Here is a 19,270-nt window from a genome sequence, read left to right on the forward strand (position 1 = left end):
CAAGGAGAGCGCCATGCTGAAACGCATCGTGTCGTCCCCCCGTTCGCTGGCCGCCGCCCTGCTGCTGGGGCTGTGGCCGCTCGCAGGCCAGGCCCAGCAGTTCGAGCAGGTCGGCGACTACCAGATTCATTACAGCGCCGTGAGCACCAGCTTTCTGCCGGCGTCGGTGGCCGAGGCCCACGGCATCCAGCGCAGCCCGGCCATGGCGCTGCTCAACGTCAGCGTGCTCGAGGAGGTCGATGGCGAGCTGCGCCCGGTCAATGCCTCGGCCAGCGGCAGCGTGGGCGAGGTGCAGGGCAGCGAGCGGTCGCCGCTCAGCTTTCGCACTCTGCGCAGCGGCGATACGCAGTCGCAGGTCGCGGTGTTCCGCATCCGCGACGACGAGCCGATGCTCTTTACCCTCGAGGTGCGCTACGACCGTAACCGGGAGCCTGCCGAAGTGAGCTTCATCCAGCGCTTCCACATCGAGCGCTGAGTCGCCGCATGGGGCGAGCCATCGCGCACCTGGGCCAGCTCGAGGCCGCGCCCTCGCGGGGCGTGGTACTGCCCGACGGCAGGAGCGCCTTCCTCGTGCGCGTGCACGGCCGTGTCAGCGCCTTCATCAACCGCTGCCCGCACCAGCGCGTGCCGCTGAATCGACCGGAGGGGAGTTTTCTCGAGGCGGGCGGCGAGCTGATCCAGTGCGGCATGCATGGCGCGCTGTTCCTGCCGGAGAGCGGCGAGTGCGTATTCGGCCCCTGCCAGGGCCGCTTCCTGGAGCCGGTGGCGATCTCAATCGATACCGAGGGCAACATTCACCTGGCGGGTGAGTGACACCGGAAGCGGGGCACCCAGGGTGATCGACACGGGCCGGCCATGGCGCCAGCCGATCTCGCAACCATGAGCCACGACCTCCACCCCACGCTCGACTGCCGCTTTCAGCGTGGCCGCATAGGCGGGGTCGAGGTGCACCGCCGGCGCCACGTCGCGGATGCCGGTATGCGCGACGCAGAACAGCAGCACCGCGCGCCGGCCCTGTTCGGCCAGGGCCGCCAGCGCCAGCAGGTGCTTGCGCCCGCGCTCGCTCACCGCATCCGGGAAGTAGCCGTGACCGTCGAGTTCCTTGAGTGTCACCTGCTTGACCTCGACGTAAGCCGTGCCGCGCCCGGCATCGTCGAGGCGAAAATCGAGCCGCGCCCCCTCGACCCCGGCCTCGCGCTTGAGGGTGGCGTAGCCGGCCAGCGGCACCACCCGCCCCGCCCGCAGCGCCTCCTCGACGATGCGGTTGGCGCGCCCGGTATGCACCGAGGCCAGCGCCACGCTGCCGTCGGGCTGGGTCAGCTCGATCAACTCCCAGGTCCAGGCCAGCTTGCGCGCCGGGTTGTCACTGGGCGCCAGCCATACGCGGCAGCCCGGCACGTTGACCGCCCGCATCGAACCGGTATTGGGGCAGTGCACCACCACCTCGCGGCCGTCCTCGAGGCGCACGTCGGCGAGGAAGCGCTTGTAGCGGCGCAGCAGCACGCCGGGGACCAGAACGGGGTAATCCACGACGCCCCCTATTGCCGCGCCAGGAAGCGCTCGAGTCGGCTCACCGCCTCCTCCAGGCGGGCGATGCCGGTGGTGAAGGCGATGCGCACGTGGTGCTCGCCGCCACTGACGGCGAAGTCGACCCCGGGGGTGATGGCGACGTTCTCCTCCTCCAGCAGGCGCTGGCAGAAGGCCTGGCTGTCACCCCCGTAGCGCGAGATATCGAGCCATAGGTAGAAGGCCCCCTGGGGCGGCAGCGAAGGCGCCAGGCCCAGCCGGGCGAGGCCTGCCAGCAGCGCGTCGCGGCGCCGGCCGAGTTCGCGACGGCGGCTCTCGAGGATGTCGCGGCACTCGGGGGTGAAGGCCGCCAGTGCCGCGTGCTGGGCCGGAGTGGGGGCGGCGAGGAAGACGTTCTGTGCCAGCCGGGTCAGCGGCTCCACGGCCTCCTGCGGTGCCAGCAGCCAGCCCAGGCGCCAGCCGGTCATGCCGAAATACTTGGAGAAGCTGTTGACCACGAAGACATCGGGGCTGAGCGACGCCACCGAGAGCGGCTCGAGGTCGTAGCTGAGGCCCTGGTAGATCTCGTCCACCAGCAGATGGCCACGGCGTGCCGCCACGGTCTCGGCTACCGCCTGCAGCTGTGCCGCATCGAGCATATGCCCGGTAGGGTTGGATGGCGTGGCGAGCATCGCCAGCCGGGTCGCATCTTGCCAGTGCCGTGCAATCAGCTCGGCATCGAGCTGCCAGCCGCTCTCCAGGCCCACGGGAACGGTGTCCACCTCGGCGCCGGCCAGGGCCATGAAGTGGCGGTTGCAGGGGTAGTTGGGATCGGCCATCAGCACCCGGTCGCCGGGCCCGACCAGCAGCTGGCTCGCCAGCAGCAGCGCCCCGGAGGCCCCGGGCGTGACCAGGATCCGTCGGGGATCGATGTCTGCATCGAAGTGCTCGCCGTAGTGCCCGGCGATCGCTTCGCGCAGCGCCGGCAGTCCCGTCGCCGGGCTGTAACGGGTGTGCCCTGCCGATAGCGCCGCCTGCCCGGCCGCCACCACCGGCGCGGGGGTGGCGAAATCGGGTTCGCCCACCTCCAGATGGATGACGTCATGGCCTGCGGCCTCGCGCGCCTGGGCGGCTTCCAGCAGGCTCATCACACGGAAGGGCGCGACGCGTTCAACGCGCGGATTCCACGACATCTAAGGCTCCTGAATAGTGATTGAACGACCGCCGGTGGGCACTTTTTCCGTTCCGACGGTCAAAAAACCATACCATCGATTCAGGTCGCTGGGAGGCCTCGGCCGATTTCGCCGGGTATTGCAAAACGCGGCGAATTCCGATAAACAAGCATGCCTTTGGCGTGAGATACCTTGCACCATGTTGCGGCGGGTATTGATCAGCAGTCACTCAAGTAATGAGGCAATCCCATGCCAGTAGCAGACAAGAAAGCGGAAGCGCCCAAAAAATTCACCCCGTACGAGGCGGCACCGGGTGAAGAGTACATGAACGAGCAGCAGCTTGAGCACTTCCGACAGATCCTGCTGGGCTGGAAACAGGAACTCATGGAAGAGGTCGATCGCACGGTGCGCCATCTGCAGGAGGAGGCGAACAACTACGCCGACCCGGCGGACCGCGCCACCCAGGAAGAGGGCTTCAGCCTGGAGCTGCGCACCCGCGATCGCGAACGCAAGTTGCTCAAGAAGATCAACGAGACGCTCGAAAAGATCGATGAGGACGACTACGGCTTCTGCGAGGCCTGCGGCGTCGAGATCGGCATTCGTCGCCTGGAGGCACGCCCCACCGCGACCCTGTGCGTCGACTGCAAGACCCTGGCCGAGCTCAAGGAAAAACAGCTCGGCGGCTGATGCCGGCGTGATGCGCCTCGCAATTCACCGCAACGGGCACCGCTGGGTGCCCGTTTGCGTGCCAGCCACCGCCCTCAGGAGCCCGCCATGACCGGCTACCGCGGGCGCTTCGCCCCCACCCCCTCCGGCGCCCTGCACTTCGGCTCGCTGATCGCCGCCCTGGCCAGCTTTCTCGATGCCCGCCGCGCCGGCGGCGAGTGGCTACTGCGCATCGAGGATATCGACCCGCCACGCTGCCCGGCGGGAGCGGCGGATACCATCCTGCGCCAGCTCGAGGCCTTCGGTCTGCACTGGGACGGCCCGGTGCTGTGGCAGCACGACCGCGATCCGGCCTACGCCGACGCCCTCGAGCGTCTGAAGGCCCGCGGGCTGGCCTATGCCTGCAGCTGCTCACGCAAGCAGTGGCGTGACCACCCCATCTATCCCGGCTGGTGCCGTGACGGGGTGCGCGAGCCGGGCAAGCCGGTGGCCTGGCGCCTGCGCAGCGACCTCGGCCTGCGCCCGGTGACCTGGCAGGACCGGCTGTTCGGCGAGCAGCGCTTCGACCCGGCCGCGCTCGGCGATGTGGTGCTCCAGCGCAAGGACGGCCTCTGGGCCTATCAGCTCGCCGTGGTGGTGGACGACGCCGACCAGGGCATCAGCGACGTGGTGCGTGGCTACGACCTGCTCGACAACACGCCCTGGCAGCGCCAGCTGCAGCACGCCCTGGGGTTGCCCGAGCCGCGCTATCTGCACTTGCCCTTGATCGTCAACCGCGAAGGCCAGAAGCTGTCCAAGCAGAACCTGGCGCCCGCGCTGCCGCTCGAGGACAGCGAAGTGCGCCCGCTGCTGCACCGCGCCCTCACGGCGCTCGACCAGGCCCCACCTGCCGAGCTGAACACGGCGGCGGCGCACGAACAGTTGGACTGGGCGATCACTCGCTGGGAGCCGAACCGCATCCACCCCGAGGCCCAGCGCAGGGAGTAAGGAGCGCTCATGTACGTCTACCGCATCATGCTGTTCCTGGTCTTCGGCGGCTACCTGCTGTCGCCGCTGCTGATGAGCGGCTGGTCGAGCCCCGGCGTCGCCTGGTACCGCCCCTTCGCCATCTGGGGCGTGCTGATCGCCTTGACGCTGTGGCTGGAGCAGAAGAGGAAGCTCGATGAGCGCTAGCCTGGCCAGCGTCTTGTTCCTGGGCATCGGCTACCTGCTGCTGATGTTCCTCTGTGCCCTGGCGGTGGAGCGCGGCTGGCTCAGCCGCAGGGTGACCCGTCATCCCGCCGTCTATACCCTGGCGCTCGGCGTCTACGCCAGTGCCTGGGCGGTCTATGGCAGCCTGGAGCTGGCGGCCAGCTCGGGTTATGGCTATCTGGCCTACTACCTGGGCGCGGCGGGCGCCTTCCTGCTGGCGCCGGTGCTGCTGGTGCCGATCCAGCGCATGGCGCGGACCCACCAGCTCGCCTCGCTGGCCGACCTGTTCGCCTTCCGCTTCCGCTCGCGCTGGGTCGGCACCCTGATCACGGTGGTCAGCCTGCTGGCGGTACTCCCGCTGCTGGCGCTGCAGGTCCAGACCCTGGGCGACGCCATCCAGCGGATGACCGGCGCCGCCTCGCCGGCCCTGCTTGCCCTGGCCCTGTGCGCACTGATCGCGCTGTTCGCGATGATCTTCGGCACACGACACGGCAACGGAGCGGCCCGCCACGACACCCTGCTCGCCGTGATCGCGCTCACCTCGGTGGTCAAGCTCGTCGCCATGCTGGCCCTGGGCGCCTTTGCCCTGCTGGTGGTCTTCGACGGCCCCGCCGGCCTGCAGACCTGGCTGGATGGGCCCGGACAGGCCTTCCAGGCCAGCGTGGTGCAGCCGGACGCCGCCCACTGGCGCACGCTGCTGCTGCTGTTCTTCGCCACGGCGCTGCTGATGCCCCATATCTTCCACATCACCTTCGCCGAGACCCTGTCACGTCATACCCTGCTGCAGGCAAGCTGGTCGCTGCCGCTGTTCCTGCTGCTGATGGCGATCCCAGTGCCGCTGGTGCTGTGGGCCGGGCAGCGGCTGGGCAGCCATGAAGCGATGAGCGCCGCCTACCTGGCGTTCGGCCTGTCCGACGCGCTCTGGGTCCAGGCGCTGGCCTTCCTCGCCGGCCTCGCCGCCACCAGCGGCACCCTGGTGATCATCGCCATGGCGCTGTCGGGCATGATCCTCAACCACGTGCTGCTGGTCGCCCACCCGCCCGAGGCCCAGCCCAACCTCTACCGCTGGCTGCGCTGGCTGCGTCGAGGGCTGATGGCCGGGGTCATTCTCAGCGGCTGGCTGTTCTATCGCATGGTAGGGGTCCACCACGACCTGACCACCCTGGGGCTTGCGGCCTTCGTCGGCATGGCCCAGTGCCTGCCCGGGCTGCTGGCGCTGCTCTACTGGCCAGGCGCCAACCGCAAGGGCATGGTCTCGGGCCTGATCGTCGGCGTGCTGGTCTGGCTCGCCGGGCTGTGGCTGCCGCTGCTCACGGGCCTGCCCACCCTGCTGCTGATTCCGCCGGGCCTGGAGCTGCTCATCGGCGAGCCCGAGTGGTACGTGGTCACCCTGGTCTCGCTGGCGCTCAACATCCTCGTCTTCATCGTCGTCTCGCTGGCCACGCCCACCTCCGAGGGTGAACGCGCCGCCGCCGAGGCGTGTTCGGTGGATGCCGTGATCCGCCCCAAGCGGCTGCCGCTGATCGCCACCACCGGCGAGGAGTTCAAGCAGCCGCTGGCCCAGGCGCTGGGCGAGGACGTCGCCCAGCGCGAAGTGGAGCGCGCCCTCACCGACCTCGGCATGTCGCCGCTCGACGGCCGCCCCTATGCCCTGCGCCGGCTGCGCGACCGTATTCAGGCCAACCTCTCGGGGTTGATGGGCCCCTCGGTGGCGCAGGACATCGTCGACCGCTACCTGCCCTACCGACGCAGCAGCCAGGAGCCTACCGACGACATCCACTTCGTCGAGAGCCGGCTCGAGGCCTACCGCTCCCGGCTCACCGGCCTGGCACGCGAGCTCGACGGTCTGCGCCGCTACCACCGCCGCATCCTCGCCCGGCTGCCGGTGGGGCTGTGCGCCTTCGGTGTCGATGACGAGTTGCTGATGTGGAACGATGCCTTGGCGGAGCTGTCCGGCATCGACGGCGCAAGCGTGGTGGGGGCGCGACGCGACGGCCTGCCGCCCCCCTGGGGAGAGCTGCTCGGCCGCGCCCTGGGCGAACCCCACGATCATCTCTACAAGCAGCCGGTCGAACTCAAGGACGGAACGCGCTACCTGACGCTGCATCGCGCCGAGCTGCAGGCCGACGACGACGTGCGCGGCGGCACCGTGATCCTGATCGAGGACCATAGCGAGATGAAGTGGCTCGAGGACGAACTGGTGCATGCCGCACGACTGGCCTCGATCGGCCAGCTGGCGGCCGGCGTGGCCCACGAGATCGGCAACCCGGTGACCGGCATCTCGTCCCTGGCGCAGAACCTGCGCTACGACACCGACGACCCCGAGGTGCTGGAAACCGCACGCCAGATCCAGCAGCTCACCGATCGCATCTCGCGCATCGTCGGTTCGCTGGTCGGCTTCGCCCACGGCGGGCGCCACGTCAAGGGCACCAGCCTGGCCCCGGTCTCCATCGCCGCGATCACCGACGAGGCCCTGCACTTGATCCAGCTGGCACGCTCGGGAGAGGATGTTCGTTACCGCAATCTCTGTCCTGCCGAACTCAGGGTGCTCGGCGACGCCCAGCGGCTGCAGCAGGTCATGATCAACCTGCTGAGCAACGCGCGTGACGCCAGCGAGCCGGAAGGCGAGGTGGTGGTCGATGCCGAGCCGGAAGGCGGCATGCTGAAGGTCACCGTCACCGACGAGGGGCATGGGCTCGACGACCGGGTGCGCGAGCACCTCTTCGAGCCCTTCACCACCACCAAGCCGCCGGGCGAAGGCACGGGGCTCGGCCTGCCGCTGGTCTACAGCATCGTGGCCGAGCATCATGGCAGGATCGAGATCGAGTCACCGCCCCCAGGGCAGGAGCGTGGCACCCGCATCTGCCTGTGGCTGCCCACCGAACGAGAGGATGGTGAAGATACCGATGAGCCGGATTCTGATCGTTGAAGACGAAGCCATCATCCGCACCGCACTGCGCCGGCTGCTGGAGCGCCACGGCTATGAAGTCAGCGAGGCCGGCTGCGTGGACGAGGCGCTGGCCCTGGAGCCGCGCGGCTTCGACCTGGTGATCAGCGACCTGCGCCTGCCCGGCGAGCCCGGCACCGACCTGATCGAGCAGGCCGCGCCGGTGCCGGTGCTGATCATGACCAGCTACGCCAGCATGCGCTCGGCGGTGGAGTCGCTCAAGCAGGGGGCGGTGGACTACGTGGCCAAGCCCTTCGACCATGACGAACTGCTGGAGACCGTGGCCCGCGTGCTGCACCAGCAGTCGGCGCACCGCGCCCCGCCACCCGATGTCACCGATGCCGGCGGCTCGCGTCAGCAGATGATCGGCGAATGCCCGGCGATGCAGGCGGTCTATACGCGCATCCGCAAGACGGCGCCGGCCGACGTCACCGTGCTGATCCAGGGTGAATCGGGCACCGGCAAGGAGCTGGTGGCACGCGCCATCCACCAGCAGAGCCAGCGCATCCATGCGCCGCTCATCTGCGTCAACTGCGCCGCCATCCCCGAGACTTTGATCGAGTCGGAGCTGTTCGGCCACGAGAAGGGCGCCTTCACCGGTGCCAGCGCCGCCCGCACCGGCCTGGTGGAAGCCGCCGACGGCGGCACCCTGTTCCTCGACGAGATCGGCGAACTGCCGCTGGACGCCCAGGCGCGCCTGCTACGCGTGCTGCAGGAGGGCGAGATTCGCCGCATCGGCTCGGTCGAGACCCGCCATGTCGACGTGCGCCTGATCGCCGCCACCCACCGCGACCTTCGCGCTCTGTCCAAGACCGGCGAATTTCGTCTCGACCTCTACTACCGGCTCAACGTGATGCAGATCGACCTGCCGCCGCTGCGCGAGCGCGAGGACGACATCCTGCTGATCGCCGAGGTGCTGCTGGAGAAGGCGTGTCGGCGCCACCGGCGTGACGGGTTGCGCCTGTCCCGCGCGGCGCGCCGCGAAATTCGCGACTACCCCTGGCCCGGCAACGTGCGGGAATTGGAGAACGCACTCGAGCGGGGCGTCATCCTCGCCGAAGGCCACCTGATCCATCCCGACGACCTGGGGCTGAACCCGAGCCCGGTCACGCAGCTGCGCAGCGTCATCGAGCCCAGGCCGATGCCCGCCGACCAGGCGAGGGACGAGGAGGGTGACGACGAGGAGGATCTCTCGCTCGAGGACTACTTCCAGCACTTCGTGCTGGAGCATCAGGACCACATGAGCGAAACGGAGCTCGCCCAGAAACTGGGAATCAGCCGCAAGTGCCTGTGGGAACGCCGACAGCGTCTGGGCATCCCGCGCAAGAAACAGGCCCGACGCAGCAACGCCTGACGCCCCCCTCCGCTCTCTTCGACTAATGTCCAAGCGCCTCGGCCGGCACGCCGCAGGCGCTTTTTCATGTCCGATCGGACTCGCCTGCACCAGGTGTTACCTTCCCACCCAGAGTGTGCCCCGACATGGCGCAACAGCGGTAACACATCTACCGCGCCGGACGGAGACTCGCCAAGGGTCGATTCATAATCGCTTGTTTTGTGTGGACTAAAAACCACCTTGGCATGTGCCGTGCAACATTCAGGGCAAGAAAAACAACATCCGGCTGCCACCCGAGCCAACAACAATAACAGGGCATCTGGGAAGGCAGGGCCTGCGCCAACAACAACAATGGCAGGCTGTGAAGAGGATGCGGCCAGGGGCAACAACAACAAGATGCCCCGGAGAGAGCCGCCCTTCGCTCTATTCGTTCAACAACAACAAGACCCGAGCGAAGCACCGGATCCATCAGGACGCGACGCGCCAACCCCGGCCCACAACAAGAACAATGGCCGCAAAAGCGCACCTTCGGCAATAACGCCAACAAGCCGAAGGCAGGCATACCTCCTGTGCCGTCGTGGTTGGATTATTGTTTTGAATACGAGGCGGTCGCAACCAGGAACGTCAACAATCACAACAACACTGTTTGCCTGTGACTCTTGGTGACTGTGGTGCGTATTCAAGGCGATGCGCCATCACGAAGAAGAAACAGCCGCAAGGACGCAGCACCGTTTAGCTTGTCAGAGGAGGCCCAACGGCCTCCTCTTTTGCTTTGCGCTCTCCTGCGAGCCCTTGCGGTGAATGCCTCCGCCGCTTTGCAAGGTGTCGGCGGTCGGCTACACTCTACAACTTTCGCACACTGCGAGTCGAAATCGCCGCATGTTCAAAGGATTTACCCGCTTTCTGCAGAGCCCTGGCACACACTTCAGGACCCTCTTCGGCCCCCAGGACGCTTCCGGGGGGCAGGCAGGCCCTCGAATCGTTCCCCGCGACCAGCATCCCATCTCGCGCCAGCACTTCAGCGAGGCGGCGTTGAAGGTGCTCTACCGCCTGCACAACGCCGGATTCGAGGCCTATCTGGTCGGCGGCTGCATCCGCGACTCGCTGCTCGGCAAGATGCCCAAGGACTTCGACGTCGCCACCGATGCCACGCCGGAACAGGTGCGCGAGCTGTTTCGCAACTCGCGCATCATCGGCCGGCGTTTCCGCATCGTGCACGTGCGCTTTGGCCGCGAGGTGATCGAGGTCACCACCTTCCGCGGCACCCACGGCGACGACCATGGCGACCACATCGCCCAGCAGTCGGAGCATGGTCTGCTGCTGCGCGACAACGTCTGGGGCAACATTCAGGAAGATGCCATACGCCGCGACTTCACCGTCAACGCGATCTACTACAGCATCGCGGACTTCTCCATCCACGATTTTGCCGACGGCATGCGCGACATCGAGTCGCGCACCCTGCGACTGATCGGCGACCCGGCAGTGCGCTATCGCGAGGATCCGGTGCGGATGCTGCGCGCGGTGCGCTTCGCGGCCAAGCTCGATTTTCATCTCGCGCCGGATTCTGAAGCCCCTATCGCCGAGCTCGCGCCGCTGCTGCTGCAGATCCCGCCCGCCCGACTGTTCGACGAAGTGCTCAAGCTGTTCATGGCCGGCCACGGCGTGGAAACCTTCCAGCTGCTGCGCCACTACGGCCTGTTCGCCATGCTCTTCCCCGAGACCGACGAGGCCATGGCCGAGCTGCCGTGGGCGGAGCCGCTGATCGAGCAGGCCCTGGCCAGCACCGACAGGCGAATCCACGAGGAGAAACCGGTGACCCCGGCGTTTCTCTTCGCGGCCCTGCTGTGGGGCCCCGTACAGCGTCGCCAGAACGCGCTGGAAGCCGAGGGCATGCCGCCCATTCCCGCGCTGCAGCTCGCCTCCCAGCAGGTCCTGTCGCGCCAGTTGAGGCACATCTCGGTACCCAAGCGCTTCAGCCTGCCGATGCGCGACATCTGGGACCTCCAGCAGCGCCTGCCCCAGCGACGCGGCAAGCGCGCCCTGCAGACCCGCGAGCATCCGCGCTTCCGTGCCGCCTACGACTTCCTGCTGCTGCGAGAAGCGGCCGGCGAGATCGAGCCCGGTCTCGGCGATTGGTGGACGGCCTACCAGGAGGGCGACGAGCACGAGCAGCGCCGCCTGCTGGAAAAAGCCGGTGCCAACGCCGGCCCCGGTAGCGACGGCCCCCGCCGCCGGCGCCCACGCAAACGTCGCCGGCGCAGCTCACCCGGCAGCTCATGACGCCCCACACCGAGGTGTACGTCGGGCTGGGCAGCAACCTCGACGACCCCATCGATCAGGTCCGCCGCGCGCTCGACGAACTCGACTCCCTGCCGCTGACTCGGCGTGTGGCGGCATCACGGCTTTACGCCAGCCGCCCGGTCGGCCCTCAGGACCAGCCGGATTTCGTCAACGCCGTCGCTCACCTGCACACGCGACTCTCGCCTCTCGCCCTGCTCGACCAGCTGCAGGCGCTGGAGCAGCGCCACCGCCGCATCCGCGAGCGCCGCTGGGGGCCCCGCACCCTCGACCTCGACCTGCTACTGTACGGAGACGAGACCCTGGCGCTGCCGCGGTTGCAAGTGCCGCATCGTGAAATGACCTCCCGTGCCTTCGTCCTGCTGCCGCTCCTGGAGCTGGCGCCGCACCTGCAGCTTCCGGACGGGCATCGCATTGCGGCGCTGGCGGAAACGCTTGCCACGGCTGGCGAAGTCGAAGTGTTACCTGACAACGCGAACTGAGGCGTCAGGTGTTACCGGTCGACACGACCGCCGCATTCTGGTAACAATCAGGCGCAGCCTTGGCACACCGCTCCCAGCCAGGCGCCCCGAAACATAACGAGAGCACGCCATGAAAACCGTCACGCTAAGCACGCTGCAGGCCTACAAGCGCGCAGGTGAAACCTTCAGCTGCCTGACCGCCTACGACGCGACCTTCGCGCGCACCGCCGCCGAAGCGGGCATCGAGGTGCTGCTGGTCGGCGATTCGCTGGGCATGGTGCTGCAGGGCCACGCCAGCACCCTGCCGGTGACCCTCGATGACATCTGTTATCACACGCGCTGCGCCGCGCGTGCCAAGGGGGCGAGCCTGCTGATGGCGGACCTGCCGTTCATGAGCAATGCCAGCACCGAACGCCTGCTGAGCGATGCCGGGGCACTGATGCGCGCCGGCGCCGAGATCGTCAAGGTCGAGGGCGAGGCCTGGATGGCCGACGGGGTTCGCGAGATGACCCGCCGCGGCGTGCCGGTGTGTGCCCACCTGGGTCTGACGCCACAGACGGTCTACCAGCTCGGCGGCTACAAGGTCCAGGGGCGCGATGCCGAGCGTGCTGCCCAGATTCTCGAGGATGCCCGTACCCTGGTCGAGGCCGGCGCCTCGGTCATCCTGCTCGAGTGCGTGCCGGCCAGCCTCGGTCGCGCCATCACCGAGGCCCTCGAGGTGCCGGTGATCGGCATCGGCGCCGGCCCCGGCACCGACGGCCAGATTCTTGTCATGCACGACGTGCTCGGCGTCACCCACGGCCGCACGCCACGCTTCGTCAAGAACTTCCTGGCCGAAGCCGACGACATCCCCGGTGCCTTCCGTCGCTATCATGAGGACGTCAAGGCGCGCCGCTTCCCCGCCGAGGAACACAGCTTCTAGCTCCGATCGTTGCATCCAGGAGGCCCGCTGATGCGTACCCTTCAAGACATTCCTGCGCTGCGCGAGGTGCTCGGTGAATGCCGTCGCCGCGGCCAGCGCATCGGCCTGGTGCCGACCATGGGCAACCTGCACGAGGGACACCTGGCGCTGGTGGCCGCGGCCCGGCGCCGTGCCGATGTGGTCGTGGCCACCGTTTTCGTCAATCCGCTGCAGTTCGGCCCGAACGAAGATCTCGACGCCTATCCGCGCACCCTGGCCGACGACCAGGCCAAGCTCGAGGCGGCCGGCTGCGACCTGCTGTTCACACCGTCCGTCGCCACGCTCTACCCCCGCGGGCTGAACGACCAGACCCGCGTCTGCGTCCCTGGCGTCAGCGAGGGGCTGTGCGGCGGCTCGCGGCCCGGCCATTTCGATGGCGTCTCCACCGTGGTCAGCATCCTGTTCAACCTGGTTCAGCCCGACGTGGCCTGCTTCGGCGAGAAGGACTACCAGCAGCTGGCGGTGATTCGCAAGCTGGTCGACGACCTGCACTTCCCCATCGAGATCGTCGGCGTGCCGATCGAGCGCGCCGACGACGGCCTGGCGCTGTCATCGCGCAACGGCTATCTCGACGAAGCCGAACGCGCCACAGCACCCGAGCTCCAGCGCACCCTGGCCATGCTGCGCGAGAAACTCGAGGCCGGCGAGCCCGTCGATGCGACCCTCGCGGCCGGCCTGACCCGGCTGCGCGAGGCCGGCTTCGTGCCCGACTACCTGGAGCTGCGTGCCGCCGACCTGGGGCCGGTGAGCGCCACCACCCGCGAAGCCGTGCTGCTCACCGCGGCCCGCCTGGGCACGACTCGCCTGATCGACAACCTGACCCTGACCCTGCCGCGCTGAGGCGGCGCGATACACCCGGAGGAAGAAGCCCGCATGTTCACCGTCATGCTCAAGGCCAAGCTGCACATGGCCCGCGTCACCCATGCCGTGCTCGACTACGAAGGCTCCTGCGCCATCGACGGCGAACTGCTGGACATGTCCGGCATCCGCGAGAACGAGCAGATCCAGATCTACAACGTCGCCAACGGCCAGCGCTTCACCACCTATGCCATTCGCGCCGAGGAGGGCTCGCGGGTCATCTCGATCAACGGCGCCGCCGCCCACCTGGCCGGCCCCGGCGACCGCGTGATCATTTGCAGCTATGCTCACTACAGCGAGGCCGAACTGGAGAATCACCAGCCGCGTCTCGTCTACCTGCAGGAAGGCAATGTCGTCAGCCACACCAGCAACGCCATTCCCGTCCAGTTCGCCTGACGGCCTGACGGCGCGACTGGGCTATCTCGGCATGAGGCATTGCCGCAGCGCACAATAGTCGCCTATGCTGAGCTCTCAGCGACCGTGAACGACTCAGGAGAATTCCAATGCAAGACGTGGTGATCGTTGCCGCCCGCCGTACCGCCATCGGCGCCTTTGGTGGCTCACTGGCCGGTATTCCCGCCAGTGATCTCGGCGCCCTGGTGATCAAGGACATCCTGGCCTCCACCGGCGTGGCCGCCGACCAGGTTGACGAGGTGCTGCTGGGCCAGGTACTTACCGCCGGCGTCGGCCAGAACCCGGCACGCCAGGCCGCCATCAAGGCCGGCCTGCCCGCCGCCGTTCCCGCCATGACCATCAACAAGGTGTGCGGTTCCGGCCTCAAGGCGCTGCACCTGGCGACCCAGGCGATCCGCTGCGGCGACGCCGAACTGATCCTCGCCGGCGGCCAGGAGAACATGTCCGCCTCGCCCCACGTGCTGCCCAACTCGCGCAACGGCCAGCGCATGGGCGACTGGAAGGCCATCGACACCATGGTCCACGACGGCCTGTGGGACGCCTTCAACAACTACCACATGGGCATTACCGCCGAGAACCTGGCCGAGAAGTACGGCATCACCCGCGAAGCCATGGACGAGTTCGCCGCCGCCTCCCAGCAGAAGGCCGCCGCCGCCATCAGGGAAGGACGCTTCAAGGGCCAGATCGTGCCGGTGGAGATCCCCCAGCGCAAGGGCGACCCGGTGGTCTTCGACACCGACGAGAACCCGCGCGAGGTCACCGCCGACAAGCTCGCCGGCATGCGCCCCGCGTTCAAGAAGGACGGCACCGTCACCGCCGGCAACGCCTCCTCGCTCAACGACGGCGCCGCCGTGGTGATGATCTGCTCCGCCGACAAGGCCCGTGAACTCGGCCTCGAGCCGCTGGCGCGCATCGCCGGCTACTCGAACGCCGGCGTCGACCCGTCGATCATGGGCATCGGCCCGGCACCGGCCACCCGCCGCTGCCTGGAGAAGGCCGGCTGGAGCCTGGACGATCTCGACCTGGTCGAGGCCAACGAAGCCTTCGCCGCCCAGGCGCTGTCGGTCAACAAGGAGCTCGGCTGGGACACTTCCAAGGTCAACGTCAACGGCGGCGCCATCGCGCTCGGCCACCCCATCGGCGCCTCCGGCTGCCGCGTGCTGGTGACCCTGCTGCACGAGATGATCGCCCGCGACGCCAAGAAGGGCCTGGCCACGCTGTGTATCGGCGGCGGCCAGGGTGTCGCCCTCGCCATTGAACGATAAGCAGAGCGGCGCCGCGAACAGGCCGTAGAGGGGCCCTACGCCAGGGATGGCGTCGGTAGCGCCCAGGGAAGGGTTTACCGCGCCCCCTCGATGGTCCGACACTTCGGCCCTGTTCCCGGATCAGCCGCGGCGCGTAAAAAAAACCGCCCCCATGGCCAGGCCATGGGGGCGGTTCGCTTTGCGGGGTCGAGTGGCGCTTACAGCGCGGTCTCGGCCTCGCCGGCTTCGAAGGCGGCCTTCTCTTCCGGCGTGATCTCCTTGATGGTGAGCTTCACGCGGTTGCGGTTGTCGATGTCGAGCACCTTGACCACCACCTCGTCACCCTCGTTGAGGAAGTCGCGCACGTCGTTGACCCGCTCGGGCACGATCTGCGAGATGTGCACCAGGCCGTCGGTCCCCGGCATGATGTTGACGAAGGCGCCGAAGTCGGCGATGCGCACCACCTTGCCCTTGTAGAGCTTGCCGATCTCGGCCTCGGCGGTGATCGACAGCACGATGTCGATGGCCTTCTTGGCCGCCGCCTTGTCTTCGGCGTAGATGCGCACGGTGCCGTCGTCGTCGAGGTCGATGGAGGCGCCGGTGTCCTCGCAGATCTTGCGGATGGTGGCGCCACCCTTGCCGATGACGTCGCGGATCTTCTCCGGGTCGATCTTGATGGTGGCCATCGAGGGCGCGTTCTCGGACACTTCGGAGCGGCTCTGGGCGATCACCGCGTTCATCTGCTCGAGGATGTGCAGGCGGGCCTCGTGGGCCTGCTGCAGGGCGATCTCCATGATCTCCTCGTTGATGCCCTCGATCTTGATGTCCATCTGCAGGGCGGTGACGCCGGCGGAGGAGCCTGCCACCTTGAAGTCCATGTCGCCGAGGTGGTCCTCGTCGCCGAGGATGTCGGTGAGCACGGCGAAGCCGTTCTCATCCTTCACCAGGCCCATGGCGATCCCCGCCACCGGCGCCTTCATCGGCACGCCGGCGTCCATCAGCGCCAGCGAGGCACCGCACACCGAGGCCATGGAGCTCGAGCCGTTGGACTCGGTGATCTCGGAGACCACGCGGATGGTGTAGGGGAAGTCCGCCTCGTCGGGCAGCATCGCCTGCACGCCGCGCCGTGCCAGGCGGCCGTGGCCGATCTCGCGGCGCTTGGGGCCGCCCATGAAGCCGGCCTCGCCCACGCTGTAGGGCGGGAAGTTGTAGTGCAGCAGGAAGCGATCCTTGCGCTCGCCTTCCAGCGATTCGATCAGCTGGGCGTCGCGCAGGGTCCCCAGGGTGGCGATGACGATCGCCTGGGTCTCGCCGCGGGTGAAGATTGCCGAGCCGTGGGTCTTGGGCAGGCTGCCCACCTCGATGGCCAGCGGCCGCACGGTCTTCTGGTCACGGCCGTCGATGCGCGGCTCGCCCTTGATCACACGCGAGCGCACCACGCGCTTCTCGAGGCTGGCGAAGGCGCCCTTCACCTCGTCGGCGTCGAACTGCCCCTCTTCCTCGCCGGCCAGCTGCTCCACCGCCTGCTCCTTGAGCGCGGCGAGCGCATCCTGGCGCGCCATCTTGTCGGTGATGCGGTAGGCTTCGCCGACCTTGGCCTCGAAGGCCGCGGCAACGGCCTGCTTGAGAGCGGTATTCTCGGCGGGCGGCTGCCACTCCCACTTGGGCTTGCCGGCTTCGGCGACCAGCTCGTTGATGGCGCGAATGGCCGTCTGCATCTCCTGGTGGCCGTAGAGCACGGCACCCAGCATCTCGTCCTCGAGCAGCTCATCGGCCTCGGACTCGACCATCAGCACGGCCTTCTCGGTGCCGGCGACGACCATGTCCAGCTCGGAGCTTGCCAGCTCCTCCACGGTGGGGTTGAGGAAGTAGCCTTTCTCTTCGTCGAAACCGACGCGAGCGGCACCGATGGGGCCGTTGAAGGGCACGCCGGAGATCGCCAGCGCCGCGGAAGTGCCGAGCATGGCGGCGATGTCCGGGTCATGGTTGCGGTCGGTGGAGAGCACCGTGCAGATGACCTGCACCTCGTTCATGAACCCCTTGGGGAACAGCGGGCGGATCGGGCGGTCGATCAGCCGCGAGGTGAGGGTCTCCTTCTCGGTGGGGCGCCCCTCGCGCTTGAAGAAGCCGCCGGGGATCTTGCCGACCGCGTAGGTCTTCTCCTGGTAGTGCACGGAGAGCGGGAAGAAATCCTGCCCGGGCTTGGTGTCCTTGCGGGCCACCACGGTGCACAGCACCACCGTGTCGTCCATGGTGACCATGACGGCCCCAGTGGCCTGACGGGCGATCCGCCCGGTTTCCAGGGTGACGGTGCTGCGACCGTACTGAAACGTTTTCTTGACCGGATTCACGGCGACTTCCTTCAACTTGTCTCTATTCACATGTATGGGTCGTTTTTGACTCGGCGACCATTTTAGGGGTTGACGCGCGCGAGAGCCACCTATACCGCCCCTTTTCCCCCTGACAAAACGCAAAACGGGCAGCCCAAGGCTGCCCGTTTCGTACCCGCTCAGCGTCGATTAACGACGCAGGCCCAGACGCTGGATCAGCGCCTGATAGCGCGACAGGTCCTTGCGCTTCAGGTAGTCCAGCAGCTTGCGGCGCTGGTTGACCATGCGGATCAGGCCACGACGGGAGTGGTGATCCTGCTTGTTGGTCTTGAAGTGGTCCTGCAGGCCGTCGATGTTGGCGCTCAGCAGGGCCACCTGAACCTCGGGGGAACCGGTGTCGTTGTCGCCACGGCCGAATTCCTTGACGATCTCGGCCTTCTGTTCAGCGGTAAGTGCCATCTGTGTCTCCAGTAAGCAATATGCCTGAAACGTGAATGTGTGAGACCACGCATATTTGCAGTCTCGGGCGTCTCTCCCTCGGGGCAGCTCGCGCCGCCCCTCAATCGGCTGCCGTACTGAGCAGCCGCTTCGGTGCCACCTCCTGTGGCCCCGTCACCACGCCGAGCCCGAGGAAGGTCTCGTCGCAGTAGAGTCTCGCCAGCTTGCCGGTCTTCTCGCCGACGGCATCGACGCTGGCCGCCTGGCCGTGGACGAGCCGCTGCCTGGCGCGCTCGTCGACCACGAGCTTGGGCAGATGCGCCACCAGCACGTCGACCGGCAGCAGCGCGGCCTCGCGCTCATCCTGGCCCGACAGCGCTTCCAGCGCCTCCAGCGGCAGCATGCCTTCGCTGTCGAAGGGGCCGGTGGCGAGTCGCCGCAGGGCGGTGATGTGAGCCCCGCTGCCGAGCGCACGGCCGATGTCCTCGGCCAGGGTGCGCACGTAGGTCCCCTTGCTGACCCGCACTTCCAGCTCGAAGGCATCGCCCTCGAAGGCAAGCAGCCGGGCATCATACACCGTCACGCGGCGCACTGCACGCTCGACGCTCTTGCCCTCGCGGGCCAGCTCGTAGAGCTTGCGCCCCCGGTGCTTGAGCGCCGAGTACATCGGCGGCATCTGCTCGATCTCGCCGCGAAAGCGCTCGAGCACCCGCTCGACATCCGCCGCCGTCAGCGCCGGCACCTCGCAGCGCTCGACCACCTCGCCCTCGGCGTCGCCGGTGGCGGTCACCGCACCGAGCTGCACCCGGGTACGGTAGACCTTGTCGGCCTCGAGCAGGTGCGCCGAGAACTTGGTCGCCTCGCCCAGGCATACCGGCAGCAGCCCGGTCGCCATCGGATCCAGCGTGCCGGTGTGGCCTGCCTTCTGCGCCTGCAGCAGGCGCCGGACCCGCTGCAGGGCGTGATTGCTCGACGCCCCCTTGGGCTTGTCGAGCAGCAGCACGCCGTTGATCGGCAGGCCGCGCCGACGCCGCGCCATCAGCCGCGCTCTCCCTCGTCGCCCGGGCCGTGCCCGTCGTCGGCGTGGCGGGCACGGTCGCTCTCGACCGCCTCGTCGATCAGCGAGGAGAGCCGCTGGCCGCGCACCACGCTCTCGTCGTAGTGGAAGCGCAGCTCCGGCACGTGACGCAGCTTGATGCGCCGGGCGATCTGGCTGCGCAGGAAGCCTGCTGCCTGGCGCAGCACCTTGAGGTTCTCCTTGATGCGCTCGGGGCTGTCCTCGCCGAGCAGGGTCACGTAGACGTCGGCATAGCCGAGGTCACGGCTGACCGTGACCCCGCTGACGGTGACCATGCCCAGGCGCGGGTCCTTGACCTCGCGCTGGATCAATACGGCCAGCTCCTTCTGCAGCTGGTCGCCGACCCGGTCGGTACGCTTGAACTCGCGCATGC

General features: G+C 67.8%; 19 protein-coding genes. 13 read left to right on the plus strand and 6 right to left on the minus strand.

The annotated features are described in order from the left end of the window. Nucleotides 1-13 precede the first annotated feature (13 nt). Both HNO51_RS19630 and HNO51_RS19635 read left to right on the plus strand, forming a co-directional pair. Nucleotides 14-475, plus strand: a complete 462-nt coding sequence (locus HNO51_RS19630; RefSeq protein WP_197448818.1) for a DUF4426 domain-containing protein — start codon at nucleotides 14-16, stop codon at nucleotides 473-475. 8 nt (nucleotides 476-483) lie between these two features. Continuing rightward, nucleotides 484-813: a Rieske (2Fe-2S) protein gene (locus tag HNO51_RS19635; RefSeq protein ID WP_209538141.1), complete on the plus strand. Its 330-nt coding sequence runs from the start codon at nucleotides 484-486 to the stop codon at nucleotides 811-813. On the opposite strand, the gene sfsA is transcribed toward HNO51_RS19635, so the two are convergent. Both sfsA and HNO51_RS19645 read right to left on the minus strand, forming a co-directional pair. After that, nucleotides 772-1,530 carry a DNA/RNA nuclease SfsA gene (gene sfsA, locus HNO51_RS19640; protein WP_209538142.1) on the minus strand — a complete coding sequence of 253 codons (759 nt, stop codon included), beginning with the start codon at nucleotides 1,528-1,530 and terminating at the stop codon, nucleotides 772-774. The two genes, HNO51_RS19635 and sfsA, sit on opposite strands and share 42 nt — an antisense overlap. Before the next feature lie 8 nt (nucleotides 1,531-1,538). Further along, nucleotides 1,539-2,699, minus strand: coding sequence for a pyridoxal phosphate-dependent aminotransferase (locus HNO51_RS19645; RefSeq protein ID WP_197448821.1), 1,161 nt, complete (start codon nucleotides 2,697-2,699; stop codon nucleotides 1,539-1,541). 228 nt (nucleotides 2,700-2,927) lie between these two features. On the opposite strand from HNO51_RS19645, the gene dksA reads away from it, so the two are divergent. The 11 genes from dksA (at nucleotide 2,928) to HNO51_RS19700 (ending at nucleotide 15,072) form a co-directional block, all read left to right on the plus strand. After that, on the plus strand, nucleotides 2,928-3,365 hold the full coding sequence (gene dksA, locus HNO51_RS19650) for an RNA polymerase-binding protein DksA (RefSeq protein ID WP_111415238.1): 438 nt from the start codon (nucleotides 2,928-2,930) through the stop codon (nucleotides 3,363-3,365). An 87-nt stretch (nucleotides 3,366-3,452) separates the two neighbouring features. Beyond that, nucleotides 3,453-4,331, plus strand: coding sequence for a tRNA glutamyl-Q(34) synthetase GluQRS (gene gluQRS / locus HNO51_RS19655; RefSeq protein WP_209538143.1), 879 nt, complete (start codon nucleotides 3,453-3,455; stop codon nucleotides 4,329-4,331). 9 nt (nucleotides 4,332-4,340) lie between these two features. After that, the gene (locus HNO51_RS19660) at nucleotides 4,341-4,517 is read left to right on the plus strand and encodes a hypothetical protein (protein WP_197448823.1); all 177 of its coding nucleotides are present in this window, start codon (nucleotides 4,341-4,343) and stop codon (nucleotides 4,515-4,517) included. Further along, nucleotides 4,507-7,464: an ATP-binding protein gene (locus tag HNO51_RS19665; protein WP_197448824.1), complete on the plus strand. Its 2,958-nt coding sequence runs from the start codon at nucleotides 4,507-4,509 to the stop codon at nucleotides 7,462-7,464. The genes HNO51_RS19660 and HNO51_RS19665 overlap by 11 nt, the downstream gene beginning before the upstream one ends. Beyond that, nucleotides 7,442-8,836 (plus strand): sigma-54-dependent transcriptional regulator, encoded by a 1,395-nt coding sequence (locus tag HNO51_RS19670; protein ID WP_197448825.1) that lies wholly within the window; start codon nucleotides 7,442-7,444, stop codon nucleotides 8,834-8,836. The genes HNO51_RS19665 and HNO51_RS19670 overlap by 23 nt, the downstream gene beginning before the upstream one ends. A gap of 858 nt (nucleotides 8,837-9,694) precedes the next feature. Continuing rightward, complete coding sequence (gene pcnB / locus HNO51_RS19675) at nucleotides 9,695-11,095, plus strand: polynucleotide adenylyltransferase PcnB (RefSeq protein ID WP_209538144.1); 1,401 nt, start codon at nucleotides 9,695-9,697, stop codon at nucleotides 11,093-11,095. Continuing rightward, nucleotides 11,092-11,595, plus strand: a complete 504-nt coding sequence (gene folK / locus HNO51_RS19680; protein WP_197448827.1) for a 2-amino-4-hydroxy-6-hydroxymethyldihydropteridine diphosphokinase — start codon at nucleotides 11,092-11,094, stop codon at nucleotides 11,593-11,595. The genes pcnB and folK overlap by 4 nt, the downstream gene beginning before the upstream one ends. A 109-nt stretch (nucleotides 11,596-11,704) precedes the next feature. After that, nucleotides 11,705-12,496, plus strand: coding sequence for a 3-methyl-2-oxobutanoate hydroxymethyltransferase (gene panB, locus HNO51_RS19685; protein WP_197448828.1), 792 nt, complete (start codon nucleotides 11,705-11,707; stop codon nucleotides 12,494-12,496). A gap of 30 nt (nucleotides 12,497-12,526) precedes the next feature. Continuing rightward, a complete protein-coding gene (gene panC / locus HNO51_RS19690) occupies nucleotides 12,527-13,375 on the plus strand; it encodes a pantoate--beta-alanine ligase (RefSeq protein WP_197448829.1) in 849 nt (282 codons plus the stop codon). Nucleotides 13,376-13,408: 33 nt separating this feature from the next. Continuing rightward, nucleotides 13,409-13,789: an aspartate 1-decarboxylase gene (gene panD, locus HNO51_RS19695; RefSeq protein ID WP_197448830.1), complete on the plus strand. Its 381-nt coding sequence runs from the start codon at nucleotides 13,409-13,411 to the stop codon at nucleotides 13,787-13,789. Between the two features lie 107 nt (nucleotides 13,790-13,896). Then, nucleotides 13,897-15,072: an acetyl-CoA C-acetyltransferase gene (locus tag HNO51_RS19700; protein WP_209538145.1), complete on the plus strand. Its 1,176-nt coding sequence runs from the start codon at nucleotides 13,897-13,899 to the stop codon at nucleotides 15,070-15,072. A 197-nt stretch (nucleotides 15,073-15,269) separates the two neighbouring features. Here HNO51_RS19700 and pnp read toward each other — a convergent pair whose 3' ends face one another. The 4 genes from pnp to rbfA all read right to left on the minus strand — a co-directional run bounded on the left by pnp (nucleotide 15,270) and on the right by rbfA (nucleotide 19,268). Further along, complete coding sequence (gene pnp, locus HNO51_RS19705) at nucleotides 15,270-17,402, minus strand: polyribonucleotide nucleotidyltransferase (RefSeq protein ID WP_197448832.1); 2,133 nt, start codon at nucleotides 17,400-17,402, stop codon at nucleotides 15,270-15,272. A gap of 168 nt (nucleotides 17,403-17,570) precedes the next feature. Beyond that, the gene (rpsO, locus tag HNO51_RS19710) at nucleotides 17,571-17,840 is read right to left on the minus strand and encodes a 30S ribosomal protein S15 (protein WP_111415227.1); all 270 of its coding nucleotides are present in this window, start codon (nucleotides 17,838-17,840) and stop codon (nucleotides 17,571-17,573) included. A gap of 100 nt (nucleotides 17,841-17,940) precedes the next feature. Then, nucleotides 17,941-18,858, minus strand: coding sequence for a tRNA pseudouridine(55) synthase TruB (truB, locus tag HNO51_RS19715; RefSeq protein WP_209538146.1), 918 nt, complete (start codon nucleotides 18,856-18,858; stop codon nucleotides 17,941-17,943). After that, a complete protein-coding gene (gene rbfA / locus HNO51_RS19720; RefSeq protein WP_197448834.1) occupies nucleotides 18,858-19,268 on the minus strand; it encodes a 30S ribosome-binding factor RbfA in 411 nt (136 codons plus the stop codon). The genes truB and rbfA overlap by 1 nt, the downstream gene beginning before the upstream one ends. Nucleotides 19,269-19,270 lie beyond the last annotated feature (2 nt).

This window comes from Billgrantia sulfidoxydans, assembly GCF_017868775.1.
Taxonomy (GTDB): Bacteria; Pseudomonadota; Gammaproteobacteria; order Pseudomonadales; family Halomonadaceae; genus Halomonas; species Halomonas sulfidoxydans.